At 70.4% G+C, this 12,869-nt stretch carries 10 protein-coding genes; 5 read left to right on the top strand and 5 right to left on the bottom strand.

What is annotated here, in order from left to right; translation table 11 throughout:
* Positions 1–63: 63 nt before the first annotated feature.
* Positions 64–558, bottom strand: coding sequence for a PIN domain-containing protein (locus RBXJA2T_RS17355; protein WP_009858731.1), 495 nt, complete (start codon positions 556–558; stop codon positions 64–66).
* 6 nt (positions 559–564) lie between these two features.
* Entirely contained in the window at positions 565–1,632 is a 1,068-nt protein-coding gene (locus tag RBXJA2T_RS17350; RefSeq protein ID WP_029719029.1) for an XRE family transcriptional regulator, read from the bottom strand.
* A gap of 44 nt (positions 1,633–1,676) precedes the next feature.
* Here RBXJA2T_RS17350 and RBXJA2T_RS19890 point away from each other — a divergent pair, with 44 nt between their 5' ends.
* Positions 1,677–2,078, top strand: a complete 402-nt coding sequence (locus tag RBXJA2T_RS19890; RefSeq protein WP_009858729.1) for a DUF2188 domain-containing protein — start codon at positions 1,677–1,679, stop codon at positions 2,076–2,078.
* Here the strand turns inward: RBXJA2T_RS19890 and RBXJA2T_RS19625 are convergent.
* From RBXJA2T_RS19625 to RBXJA2T_RS17330, 3 genes are all read right to left on the bottom strand, one after another.
* The gene (locus RBXJA2T_RS19625; protein ID WP_009858728.1) at positions 2,009–5,464 is read right to left on the bottom strand and encodes a CHASE domain-containing hybrid sensor histidine kinase/response regulator; all 3,456 of its coding nucleotides are present in this window, start codon (positions 5,462–5,464) and stop codon (positions 2,009–2,011) included. The two genes, RBXJA2T_RS19890 and RBXJA2T_RS19625, sit on opposite strands and share 70 nt — an antisense overlap.
* Before the next feature lie 94 nt (positions 5,465–5,558).
* Positions 5,559–6,929 (bottom strand): tryptophanase, encoded by a 1,371-nt coding sequence (locus tag RBXJA2T_RS17335; protein ID WP_009858727.1) that lies wholly within the window; start codon positions 6,927–6,929, stop codon positions 5,559–5,561.
* Positions 6,930–7,098: 169 nt separating this feature from the next.
* Positions 7,099–8,049 carry a LysR family transcriptional regulator gene (locus RBXJA2T_RS17330; RefSeq protein ID WP_009858726.1) on the bottom strand — a complete coding sequence of 317 codons (951 nt, stop codon included), beginning with the start codon at positions 8,047–8,049 and terminating at the stop codon, positions 7,099–7,101.
* A gap of 133 nt (positions 8,050–8,182) precedes the next feature.
* On the opposite strand from RBXJA2T_RS17330, the gene RBXJA2T_RS17325 reads away from it, so the two are divergent.
* From RBXJA2T_RS17325 to RBXJA2T_RS17310, 4 genes are all read left to right on the top strand, one after another.
* The gene (locus tag RBXJA2T_RS17325) at positions 8,183–9,112 is read left to right on the top strand and encodes a dihydrodipicolinate synthase family protein (RefSeq protein WP_009858725.1); all 930 of its coding nucleotides are present in this window, start codon (positions 8,183–8,185) and stop codon (positions 9,110–9,112) included.
* 188 nt (positions 9,113–9,300) lie between these two features.
* Positions 9,301–10,434: a porin gene (locus tag RBXJA2T_RS17320; protein ID WP_009858724.1), complete on the top strand. Its 1,134-nt coding sequence runs from the start codon at positions 9,301–9,303 to the stop codon at positions 10,432–10,434.
* A gap of 11 nt (positions 10,435–10,445) precedes the next feature.
* Positions 10,446–11,900, top strand: a complete 1,455-nt coding sequence (locus tag RBXJA2T_RS17315) for an MFS transporter (protein WP_009858723.1) — start codon at positions 10,446–10,448, stop codon at positions 11,898–11,900.
* Between the two features lie 141 nt (positions 11,901–12,041).
* Positions 12,042–12,869: pyruvate formate lyase family protein (locus RBXJA2T_RS17310; RefSeq protein ID WP_009858722.1), on the top strand; the 828-nt coding region annotated here is incomplete at its 3' end.

The raw sequence follows: 12,869 nt of genomic DNA, 5'->3' as shown, positions 1-12,869 counted from the left end.
GGAGCGGGCTGCGCATGTGCTGCCGCTGCAGCTCCTGAGCGGCTGCGCCGGCACCGCCAGCTGTCAGCCACACGACCAGCGCTGAAGTCGCTCCATCACCTCGGCCTTGGGCAGCCGCCGCCGCGGGTGATTCCAGATCCGCGAAAGGCCCTCATGGAGCGTCGCGGCCCCGACCTTGCCTGATGCTTCCATCTGATCCAGCACCCACAGCAAGCCGTAGACGACGCAGTGGCGCGCCTGGGCCTCGGCCCGCAGCAGCTTGTCGCCCGAAACCAGGGCGTGGCCCTGGCGTCGGGCGCAGCTGAGGGCGAAGCAGTCCGGCAGCGAGAGACCGGGGCGCAGCTTGCGAAGCTGCTGTGCGAAGTCGACTTCGTCGGGGTTCAGCGCCACGACGCCCAGGCCGAGCGTGCGCAGCAAGGGGCCGTTCTCTGCCTCCAGTTCGCGGGCAAACAGAAGGTCCGGCACCACCATCGTCAGGTCGCAGGAGAAGGCAGGCTCCAGGAGCCCGCCCCGCTCCAGGTCGATCAGGACGGATGTGTCCGAGACCAGGATGATCATGGTCGGTCAGCCAGGCTGCCCCGCCAGCCGGCGGTCCAGTTCGCGCACGCTGATGCGCAGCAGTTCGGCCGCCCGAGCCTCCGAGATGGCGCCTTCGGCGACGGCGCGCAGACACAGGCGCTCCATGCGCAGCGGCACTTCGGGCATCAGCATGCCCGGCTCACCGGAGGCCTGGCTGTTCCAGCCCAGATCCCGGATCTGGGCCCACAGGCGGCCGTAGACCGCCTTGGTGATGATCCCCAGTTGGGCACATCGCACCGCCAGTGACGCGATGCTGACCTTGAACAGCTTCTTCAGCTCGGCCAGCTCGCCGATCGAGATCGACGTCCGGTGCGGGCCCAGCAGCCTGAGCACCATGTCGCGGGCCATCAGGAACGCGCCGGCAAAGCGGTCGGCGGCTTTCTCCTGCTCGGCGTCGCTGAGGCCGCTGAAGCGCAGCACCAGATGCGCCAGTTCGTGGGCCAGCGTGAACCGCTGCCGCTCGCCGTTGTGGCCCTGATTCACCACGATGACGGGGACGTCCTGGCGATCGGGTCGCTGCACGAACGCCTTGGAGCCCGACACGTTCTCCGGCAGGTCCAGGGCGATCACCTTGACGCCCTTGTCTTCCAGCAGTTCGGCCATGAAGGGGATCGGATCGATGCCCAGCTTCCACAGGCGGCGCAAGGCGTCCGCGGCCTGTTCCGCGTCTTCGACGCGTGCGATGTCGAACGCCTCGTCTTCAAGGGCCGCCCAGGGCTGCTCCACGCCGGGCAGCAGCTCTTCCAGTTCCAGGTAGCGCTCGACCTGATCCAGCACGGACGCCCGCACGGCGCGCTCCTCCTTGATGCCGGCATGCGGCGCCTTGCGAAAGTCCACGCCCGTCAGCTCGATCTCACGCTCGCTCAGCAGGTACTCGGGCGAGACGCGCAGGGCCTTGGCCAACGCAAGCAGGATCGTGGAGCTGGGCATCATCTCGTCGCGTTCGTACTTGCCGATGGCCTGCGCCGAGACTTGCCCCTGGATGGCCGCTTCCAGCTCGCGCAGTGACAACCCGAGAGCCTCTCGCGCCCTCTTGAGTCGGTTTCCGATCATGGTGTTCTCCGCGGCCTTGGGTTTACAAATAGATCATATGAATTTTGTTTTGTAAACTGCATCGCGTCAACTTCTCCGATTGGAGGTTCGTGACGGCTAACCGGAACAACGTTCATGTCGTCCAACGCGACAACGGCTGGGGCACGCTGCGCGAAGGCGGGCAGCGGGCGACGCAGGTGTTCGACACCCAGGTCCAGGCCATCCAGGCCGGGCGGCAGATGGCTCAGCAGGGACAGGGCGAACTGCTGATCCGCGGGCAGGATGGGCGCATCCGGGCCCGTGATTCTTACGGCAACGATCCCTGCCCGCCGAAGGACGCGAAGTCATCAGGCTGGATTTCCAGACGCCGGATCGGACGCCGGCGCGCGAGCGCCGCCTACCGGCCGGCCTCGCCGGCGCAGGCGTCGGCGTCCGCCGGCGGCAGCCAGCGCAGCAGGGTCTCGTAAAGCGTCATCGCCTCGACGGGCTTGGCGATGTGGTCGTTCATGCCGGCGGCCAGGCAGGCGGCACGGTCTTCGTCGAAGGCGTTGGCCGTCATCGCGACGATGGGCACGGGGTCGCCGAGTTGCGCGCGGATGCGGCGTGTCGCCTCCAGGCCGTCGGTGCCCGGCATCTGCATGTCCATCAGGATGATGTCGAAGCCGCCGCGCAGCGCCAGCTCGACCGCCTGCTCGCCGTCCGCCGCGACCTCGACGACGATGCCCGCATCCTCCAGCAGCGCGCAGGCCACCTCCTGGTTCACCAGGTTGTCCTCGGCCAGCAGCAGGCGCGGGCGGGTCGGCCGGCACTGCAGCCGCGTCAGCGCTTCCGACGGGGCTGCCGTGGCCTGCGCGCCGGACGGCAGGCTCAGCAGCGCCTGCGACACCGCGTCGTTGAGCGACGACGGCGTCACCGGCTTGGCGAGCACGGCGACGAAACGCGCCTGCCGGGCGCCGTCGCGCAGCGTGTCGGCGTCGTGCGCGGTGACCAGGATGCACGGCGGCAGCTCGCCTTCGCGGCGGCGCAGTTCGAGCACGGTGGTGATGCCGTCCAGCCCCGGCATGCGCCAGTCGACGACGAGCAGGTCGGGAGGGCGCCCGGCGGCGCGGCCGGCAGCGAAACGTTCGATCGCCTGCGTGCCGTCGCTCGCCTCGTCGACCTCCAGGCCGATCCTGCGCAGCATCTCGGCGAGCACCTCGCGTGACTCGGGCAGGTCGTCGACCAGCAGCGCGCGCAGGCCGAACGGCGTCTGCACCACGGCCGGCCGCTCGGTGGCGGGCGTGTCGCCCAGGCCCAGCCAGCAGCTGAACCAGAAGCTGCTGCCCTGCCCGGGCACGCTGTCGACGCCGGCGTCGCCGCCCATCAGCCGCGCCAGGTGGCGGGTCAGCGCCAGGCCCAGACCGGTGCCGCCGTAGCGGCGTGTCGTCGAGGTGTCGGCCTGCTCGAAAGCCTCGAACAGCCGCGCCTGGCGCTCCGCGGTGATGCCGATGCCGGTGTCGCGCACCTCGAAGCGCACCAGCACGCGGCTGTCCTCGGCCGCCACACGCTCGCCGCGCAGCCGGACCCAGCCGTGGTCGGTGAACTTGACGGCATTGACCAGCAGGTTGATCAGCGCCTGCGCCAGGTGCTGGGCGTCGCCGCGCAGGCGCTCGGGCAGCCGCCCGGTGTCCAGGACGAGTTCCAGGCCTTTGCGTGCCGCCGCGTCGGTCACCATGCCCAGCACGCGGTGCATCAGCTCGTCGCGCGAGAACTCGACACTCTCCAGCGCCAGCCGGCCGGCCTCGATCTTGGACAGGTCCAGGATGTCGTTGATGACCTGCAGCAGGTGGCGCGCCGCGTCGTCCACCTTGTGCAGGCGCTCGCGCAGCGTCGTGTCGGCGGCGTCGCGGGCCATCAGATGCGTCAGGCCGATGATCGCGTTCATCGGCGTGCGGATCTCGTGGCTCATGTTGGCCAGGAAGGCGCTCTTGGCGCGGGTCGCGGCTTCGGCCTGGTCGACGCGCCGGGCGAGTTCCTCGTTGAGCAGCTCCAGTTTCTGCTCGGCCTGCTTCAGCGCGGTGATGTCGGTGCCCACCGACAGGTAGCGCACGATGCGGCCGTCCAGGCCCGTCACCGGGACGATGACGCAGTCCACCCAGAACCGGCTGCCGTCCTTCGCGCGGTTGCAGATCTCGCCCTGCCAGGTGCGGCCGGCGGTGATGGTCGCCCACAGGGCGCTCCAGAACTCGCGCGCATGGGTGCCCGAGCTGACGACACGGTGGGTGTGCCCGCGCAGCTCGTCGCGCGTTCGCCCGCTGACGCGGCAGAAGTGCTCGTTGGCGTCGAGGATCATGCCCTCGGGGTCGGTCACCGAGTACAGCGACTGCGCGGTGATCGCGGTCGACAGCGTCAGATAGTCGCGCTGCGCGGCGCCGAGCGTGGCTTCGGCGATCTCGGCGCGTTCGGTGGCGACGGCACGCTGCTGCTCGGCGCTGCGCAGCCGCGCCGCACGCTGGCCGGAATCGCGCACGATGGCCGCCACGCCGACGACACGGCCGGTCTCGTCGGCGATGGGGCCGAGGGCGATCGAGACGTCCAGCAGTCGCCCGTCGCGCCGCCGCCGCTGCGTATCCAGCGGCTCGACGGCTTCGCCGGCGGCGGCGCGGCGCAGCAGCTCGGCGTCTTCCGCCTCGTGCCCCGGCGGCCGGATCAGCGCGGCCAGCGGCCGGCCCAGCGCTTCGGCGGCCGGATAGCCGAACAGGTTCTCGGCGCCGCGGTTCCAGTCGGTGACGACGCCGTCCAGCGACAGGCCGACGATCGCGTCGGCCGACCGTTCGACGATGGCCGCACGGCGCGAACGTTCGATGGCCGTCTGGCGCCGCTGCGCCGCCGCCCCGGCCAGCAGCGCCGCGGCGAAGGCGGCCAGCGCGCTGGCCGCGGCACCGGCGAGCAGCAGCGTGCGCGGCTCGGTGCCCACCGGCCGGGCCATGAAGGCCGGCGTGGCGCTCATCTGCAGCCGCCAGCGGCGGCCGAGCACCTCGCGCTCGACCACGGTGCGCACCGTCGCGTCGCCGGCCTGCAGGCCGCTGTCGTAGAAGCGGTCGGCGCCGGCTTCGGTCACGTCCTCGGCGGCGAGTTCGAAGAGGTCGGTCGCCAGGCCGGTGGCGGCGATCAGCTCGGGCGCGATGATGGGCGCATAGGTCCAGCCCCAGACCTCGCCGCCGGCGGGCGTGCCGGCCAGCCGCACCGGCAGCAGCATCAGAAAACCCTGGGACGGCGCGGAGGTGGCCTGCACCAGCGTGATCGGCGCGGTGATCGCGCTCGTGCCGCTGCGCATCGCCAGCGCCGCGGCGGCCCGGCGCCGGGGCTCGGACGCGATGTCCAGACCGGATGCCCCCACGTTGCGCGCGCCAGGCGCGACGTCGACGATCACCCAGTGTTCGCCGTCGTGCGGTGCCAGATGGCGGATCTCGAAGTCCGTCCAGCCGCGGCGGCGGATGTCCGCCGTGAAGGCGGCCTCGTCGCCCGGTGCCACACGCTGGATGTAGCCGATGCCGCGGGCGCCGGGGAATTCGCGGTCCAGTGAGCGTGTCCCGCTGTAGGCCATAAAGGCCGCCCGGTCCAGCCGCTGCGGCCCCAGCGCGACGATGGCGCCGCGCAGGCCGCGCAGGCCGCGTTCGTAGCTGAGAACGTTGGCCTTCAGCTGGTCGGCCGCGCCGGTGGCGAGATGCTCGAACTGCGCCTGGCGCTGCTCGGTGATCGAGCGCTGCTGGTGCCAGGCCAGCGCCGCGCTGATGCCCAGGCCCGCCAGCAGCACGGCTGCGGCCGTCAGGGCCTTGGTGGTGGAGACCTGCGACACCGGGGCGAGGTTCATCGCCGTCGATGGTACGGTGCAAGCGGCCGTCAGCGCATGCGGGCTGTCTCGCAGCGAGGCCCCTCCCGCCGAGCCGGGGGAGGGGCCTGCCCGATCACGCGCCCAGCTTCTCGAACCGGCAGGTGAAGTGCCGCATCAGCCTGGGCTCGCTGACGATGCGGTAGCCGGCGAGTCGGTCCTTGGCGGCCGCGACCTCCTCGAAGGCCTCGACGACGTAGTCGGCGTGGCTCTGGGTGTAGGTGCGGCGCGGGAAGGCCAGGCGCACCAGGTCCATCGCCGCGGGCTTTTCGCTGCCGTCGGGCTGGCGGCCGAACATCACCGTGCCGATCTCGCAGCTGCGGATGCCGGCCGTCTCGTACAGCGCCACGGACAGCGCCTGGCCCGGGTACTGCAGCGGCGCGATGTGCGACAGCCAGGCGCGTGCGTCGACGAACACCGCGTGGCCGCCGGCCGGCTTGACGACCGGGATGCCCATCGCGTCCAGGCGCTCGACGATGTAGGCGTTGGTGCGGATGCGGTAGCGCAGGTAGTCCTCGTCGACGATCTCGCGCAGCCCCTGCGCCAGCGCGTCCAGGTCGCGCCCGGCCAGGCCGCCGTAGGTCGGGAAACCTTCGGTGCGGATCAGGTGCTGGCGCGCCTGCTCGGCGAGCGCGTCGTCGTTCAGCGCCAGCCAGCCGCCGATGTTGCCGAAGGCGTCCTTCTTGGCGCTCATCGTCATGCCGTCGGCCACCGCGAAGCAGTCGCGCACGATGTCCTCGATCGAGCGCTCTCCCTGGCCCGGCTCGCGCGACTTGATGAACCAGGCGTTCTCGGCAAAGCGGCAGCCGTCGATGACGAAGGGCTTGCCGTGGCGGTGCGCCAGCTCGGCGACGGCGCGGATGTTGGCCAGGCTCACCGGCTGGCCGCCGCCGGCGTTGTTGGTGATCGTGATCATCACCAGCGGCACCTCGGCGCCGTGCTGCTGTAGGTAGGCCTCCAGCCGCTCCAGGTCCATGTTGCCCTTGAACGGGTGCTCGCTGCGCGGGTCACGGCCTTCGGCGATGACGAGGTCGTCGCCGATCGCGCCCGAGGCCTCGATGTTGCCGCGCGTCGTGTCGAAGTGCGTGTTCGACGGGATGCGCCGGCCGGCGCCGCCGAAGATCGAGAACAGGATCGCCTCGGCCGCTCGGCCCTGGTGCGTCGGGATGACGTGCCTGAACGGCATCAGGTGTTTCACCGCCGCCTCGAAGCGGTAGAAGCTGGGGCTGCCGGCGTAGCTCTCGTCGCCGCGCATCACCGCGGCCCACTGCAGCGAGGACATCGCCCCGGTGCCGGAGTCGGTCAGCAGGTCGATCAGCACCGCCTCCGAGGGCAGGCCGAAGAGGTTGTAGCCGGTGGCGGCGAGGTGTTGCTGGCGCTCTTCGCGGGTCGTCAGGCGGATCGGTTCGACCGACTTGATGCGGAAGGGCTCGATGATGGTTTTCATCCAAGGGGCTCCAGTACGGCCCCGTACTCCCGCGGCAACCGTTGCGCGATGGGGCCGATGCGCTGCGGTTGCCCGGAAATGCCGGACCGCGCTCAGCGCCCAAAGGGGTTGCGGGGCGGATTTTGCTCGACTTCGCCCGGCGGTCAAGACGGCCGCGGCGGCCGTCGGCTCAGCGGGCGCCCAGCAGCTCGTCGTCCAGCGGCTCGTCGGTGATGTGCCCGCCCCAGGAGGCGACCAGCTCCTGGATGGTCTGGGCCACCACGCGGCAGGGCGGTGACAGCTTGCCGTGCCGCGGCAGCGCCAGCGCCAGGTGGCGGCGCAGGTCGGGCTGCACCAGGCGGCTGGCCTGCAGGCGGCCGATCTTCAGGTCGTTGGTGATGGAGTAGGGGCCCAGCACCGAGTACAGCCGGCGGCCGCTGCCGCGCGCCACCAGTTCGCGCTGCACCGTCAGCGAGTCGGCCTCGAGCACCGCACGCAGCTGGAATCCCAGGCCGCGCGCGGCGTCGTCCAGCGCGCTGCGCCAGTGGCTGGGCCGGCGCGGCAGCACCAGCGGCAGCCCGTCCAGACGCGAGAACGGCACCGTCGGCTGGCGCGTCAGCTCGTCGCCGGGTGCGCTGACGAGATAGGTCTGGGCCACGCACAGCGGGATCTCCTCGCCGCCGGCCGGTTTGCGGAAGCGGATCAGGATCGCCAGGTCGACGGCGCCGCTGTCCAGCATCGCGTCCAGCTCGGTGCCCTGGGCTTCGGCGATGTCGAGCTGGATGCCCGGCTGGGCCACTTCCAGGCGCTCGTGCAGCCGCGTCAGCAGCGGGTGCGCGGCCGACGGGATGATGCCCAGCCGCACCTGGCCCAGCAGCTGGCCGGCGTCGGCGCGCAGGTCCTGCGCCAGCTGCTCGGTCTCGTGCAGCCAGGCGCGCAGCCGCACCGCGGCGCGTGCGCCCAGCTCGGTGAGCACCACGCCGCGGCCGGTGCGGCGGAACAGCGGCCCGCCGCACACCGCCTCGAACTCGGTGATCTGGCGGCTGATGTGCGACTGCACGGTCTGCCGCCGCGCGGCCACCTTGCTGATGCCGCCGGCCTCGGCCACCTCCAGGAACAAACGCACCATCGCGACGTTCATGACCCTGTCTCCGACCCAGTCTTAGGTTTGCCTGTAGCGGCAACTCTGAAAGCTCGGAATTGTATCTATGAAGATATCGCGACAATTCCTACAGTGGCCTCCATCGCAACCCCTTAGCTGAAAGGAAACAGACATGAATGCGATCGATCTGCGAGGCCTGAACCCGGCTCCCGTCACCCCCTTCACCCAGGACGGCGCGGTGGATTACGCCGCGATCCAGCGCCTGGGCAGCTGGCTGGCCAGCGTGCCGGGCGTCAAGAGCCTGACCGTGCTGGGCCACGCCGGCGAAGGCACCTTCCTGGAACGCGACGAGCAGTGCCGCGTCATCGAAGCCTTCCGCGAGTCGGTCGGCGACAAGCTCCCGATCATTGCCGGCATCACGCTCGAAGGCACGCAGGTCGCTGCCGAGGAAGCCAAGCGCGCCGTCAAGGCCGGCGCTTCGGCCGGTCTGCTCTACCCCTCGCACGGCTGGCTGCGTTTCGGCTACCAGAAGGGCGCGCCGCAGGACAAGTACAAGGCCGTCTACGAAGCCAGCGGCCTGCCGCTGATCCTGTTCCAGTACCCGGACGTCACCAAGTGCACGTACGACCTGGAAACCCAGCTCGAGATCGCCGCGCTGCCGGGCGTCTTCGCGATGAAGAACGGCGTGCGCAACATGAAGCGCTGGGACCGTGAGATCCCCGTCATCCGCAAGGAACGTCCGGACCTGCAGATCCTGACCTGCCACGACGAATACCTGCTGCACACGATGTTCGACGTCGACGGCGCGCTGGTCGGCTACGGCTGCATCGCCCCGGAACTGCTGGTCGAGATGATCGCCGCCGGCAAGGCCAAGGACTACAAGAAGGCGCGTGAACTGCACGACCGCCTGCTGCCGGTCACGGCCAACGTCTACCACCGCGGTTCGCACATGGAAGGCTCGGTCGCGCTGAAGTGGGCGCTGGTCGCGCGCGGCATCCTCGAGCACGCCGCCGTGCGTTCGCCGCTGCTGCCGCTGGCCCCGGGCGCCGAGCACGAGATCGCCGCCGCGATGGCCGCCGCCGGCCTCGGCCGGGTGCGCTAAGCCCCTGGCAGGCGGGGCTGCCGGCTCGCGCCGCCCCGCCTGCCCGCCACCGCGAGCCTGCATCGCCCACGATCGTCACGATCGGCCAGAACCAGAACGAGACCCATACGGCGGAGACTGGCGCATCGCAGTAAGCCCGCGCGCACAGCGGGTGGCGCTATCTCGCCGAGCCATGAGAGAGATAGACCATGACAAGCTTCCCGCTCCCCGCCTGGCGCTCGCCGCCAGCGGCGGCCCGGGCCGCCGGCACGCTGTGCGTGCTCGCGCTGGCCGCCGGTGCCGCAGATGCCCAGGTCACCCTGGGCGGCACGCTCGACCTCGCCACCCGCCATGTGCGCAACGGTGACCTCGGTTCGATGAACTCGGTCGTCAGCGGTGCCAACACCACCAGCAAGCTCGTCATCCGCGGCCGGGAAGACCTGGGCGGCGGCTTGAGCGCCGGCTTCTTCCTGGACGGCACCATCCTTGCCGACAGCGGCGCGGCGAACTCGCCGTTCTGGGACCGCCGCGCCACCATCGGCCTGACGCACCAGCGCTACGGTGAGATGCGCATGGGCCGCGACTGGGTGCCGACGCAGCTGGTCTGGAACTCGATGGACCCGTTCGCGACGCTGGGCATCGCCGGCGCCAACACCTTCCGCTCGGTCTACGGCTCGCGGGCTCTGGGCCAGGCCTTCGGCAGCAATGCCGCCGGCGCATCGCAGAACCCGACGCTGCGCGTGGCCAATGCCGTCGAATACATCCTGCCGGGCGGTCTCGGCGGCTTCAACGGTGCGCTGATCGCCACCGCAGGCGAGGGCGGCTCGGCCGGTGCCGGGCAAACCAAGGGTGACGGTTTCCGCCTCGGCTGGGCGCAGGGCGCCTGGCAGCTCGGCGCCTCGCAGTTCACGGTGCGCAACGCCGCCGCCGAGGAGCGCTTCACCGACCGCGTCTGGGGTGTCGGCTACGACGCTGGCTTCGCCCGCTTCAGCCTCGCCCAGCGCCGCTGGGCCTACGGCAGCGACACCACCGTCAACAGCCTGTTCGGGGTCTCGGTTCCGATGGGGGCCGGGCAGCTGAAGCTGTCCGTGCTGCGCGCCGACCAGACCGGCGCCACCGACGCGCTGAGCGCCAACGACGCGACGCTGCTCGGCGTCGGCTATGTCTACGCGCTGTCCAAGCGCACCGCGCTGTACGCTCACGCAGCGCGCCTCAGCAACCAGGGCGGAGCCAGCTTCGCCATCGCCGGCGGTCCCGCCACCAGCGGCGTCGCCACCGCGGCCAACTACTTCGGCGGCCAGCGCTCCACGGGCTTCGAGCTCGGCATGCGCCAGGACTTCTAGGAGCCGTCGACATGAATGACTCTTCCACGCTGCCCATTCCGGGCGGCATCGCCGACGCCGCGCCGGCGGCGAGCTCCCCCGCCGCGACGCCTTCGGCGCGCGCCCGTGCGCAACTGCTGTTCCGGCTGGAGAACGTGCCGTTCTGCCGCTGGCACACCAAGGCCCGTGTGATCATGGGCAGCGCCACCTTCTTCGACGCCTTCGACGCGCTGTCGCTGGCCTTCGTGCTGCCGGTACTGGTGGGCTTGTGGCACCTCTCGCCCGGCCAGGTCGGCCTGCTGATCGCCGCCGGCTACATCGGCCAGGTGGTCGGTGCGCTGCTCTTCGGCTGGGTCGGTGAACGCTACGGCCGCGTGCCGGCGATCTCCACCGCGGTCGGCGTGATGTCGGTGATGAGCATCGCCTGCGCCTTCGCCGGCAACTACGAGGTGCTGTTCCTGCTGCGCCTGCTGCAGGGCATCGGCGTCGGCGGCGAGGTGCCGGTGGCGGCGACCTACATCAACGAGCTGTCGCAGGCCAAGGGCCGCGGGCGTTTCTTCGTGCTCTACGAGCTGATCTTCCCGCTGGGCCTGCTGGCCGCGGCACAGGTGGGCGCCTTCGTCGTGCCGCGTTTCGGCTGGGAATACCTGTTCCTCGTCGGCGGCATCCCGGGCGTCGTCATCCTGATGTTCATGATGCGTCTGCCGGAGTCGCCGCGCTGGCTGGTCGGCAAGGGCCGGCTGCAGGACGCCGAGCGTGTGATCCGGCAGGTCGAGGCCGCGACGCCCAAGCGCAGTCTGGACGAGAAGCACGACGCTGCGCAGATCGAGCAGCGCGTGGCTGGCCTCGCCGACGGCATCGGCAAGCAGAACAAGGCCTCCTGGAAGGAACTGTTCTCGGTGGTCTACCGGCCGCGCACGCTGGTCGTCTGGGTGTTGTGGGCGTCTTCGTACTTCGTCGCCAACGGCATCAACAACTGGCTGCCGACGCTCTACAAGACGGTCTACCACCTGCCGCTGCAGGAAGCGCTGCGCATGGCTTCGCTGAGCAACGTGCTGAGCGTCTGCGCGGTGCTGGTCTGCGCGCTGTTCGTCGACCGCATCGGCCGCCGCCGCTGGGCCATCGGCAGCTTCATCGTCTGCGGCGTGCTGCTCGCCACGCTGGCTTTCCTCGGCGCCAAGAGCGCCTGGTCGGTGATGCTGCTCGGATCGACGGCCTACGCGGTGATGGGCACGACCACCGTGCTGCTGTACCTGTACACGCCGGAGATCTATCCGACGCGCATGCGGGCCATCGGCACCGGCCTGGCCACCTCGTGGCTGCGGGCGGCCTCGGCCACGGCGCCGGCGGTGGTGGGTTTCGTGCTCACCGGCTACGGCATCGCGACGGTGTTCGGCATGTTCGCGGCGATGACCGTCATCGGTCTGATCGCGGCGCGCCAGATGATCGAGACGGCCAACCGCTCGCTCGAAGAGATCTCGCCCTGATCCCGGGCCGAGATCAGCCGGCGCGGGGGAACCCGCGCCGGTACCCCTGATTCCCGAATAAGAACAACAATGGTCTGCGGCCCACCCGGCCGGGACCTGACGGAGACGGCCACCCGCCCAATTCGTTTTCAAGGAACCCAGATGAACACCATGACCATCGTCAGCAGCCGTGCCAACCCTTGGGAGGGCTTCGCCGGCGGTCGTTGGGAAACCGCCGTCGACGTCCGCGACTTCATCCAGAAGAACTACACCCCGTACGCCGGCACGAGCGCCTTCCTCGAAGGCCCGACGACGCGCACGCTGGCGCTGTGGAAGAAGCTCTCCGAGCTGCTCAAGCAGGAGCAGGCCAAGGGCGTGCTGGACGTGTCGACCGACCGCCCGTCGACGATCGTGGCGCACGACGCGGGTTACATCGACCAGGGTCTGGAACTGATCGTCGGCCTGCAGACGGACGCCCCGCTCAAGCGCGCGATCATGCCCAACGGCGGTCTGCGCATGGTCCAGTCGGGCCTGAAGGCCTACGGCTTCGAGAGCGACCCGACGGTCGACGAGATCTGGACCAAGTACCGCAAGAGCCACAACCAGGGCGTCTTCGACGTCTACTCGACCGAGATCTCCAAGGCGCGCAAGTCGGCCATCCTGACCGGCCTGCCCGACGCCTACGGCCGCGGCCGCATCATCGGCGACTACCGCCGCGTGGCGCTGTACGGCGTCGACGCGCTGCGCAAGTTCAAGCAGCAGGAATACCGCGACCTGGACAGCCGCGACTTCAGCGAAGACGTGCTGCGCCTGCGCGAGGAGCTCTCCGAGCAGGGCCGCGCGCTGGAGGAACTCAAGGTCATGGGCGCCAAGTACGGCTTCGACCTCGGCCGCCCGGCGCAGAACGCGCGTGAAGCGGTGCAGTGGACGTATCTGGCCTACCTGGCTGCGGTGAAGGAGCAGAACGGCGCCGCGATGTCGCTGGGCCGC

The organism is Rubrivivax benzoatilyticus JA2 = ATCC BAA-35 (assembly GCF_000190375.1).
In the GTDB taxonomy this organism is placed as follows: domain Bacteria; phylum Pseudomonadota; class Gammaproteobacteria; order Burkholderiales; family Burkholderiaceae_C; genus Rubrivivax; species Rubrivivax benzoatilyticus.
Note: the sequence above shows the minus strand (reverse complement) of the source record. Positions and strands in the feature narration are given on the sequence as shown.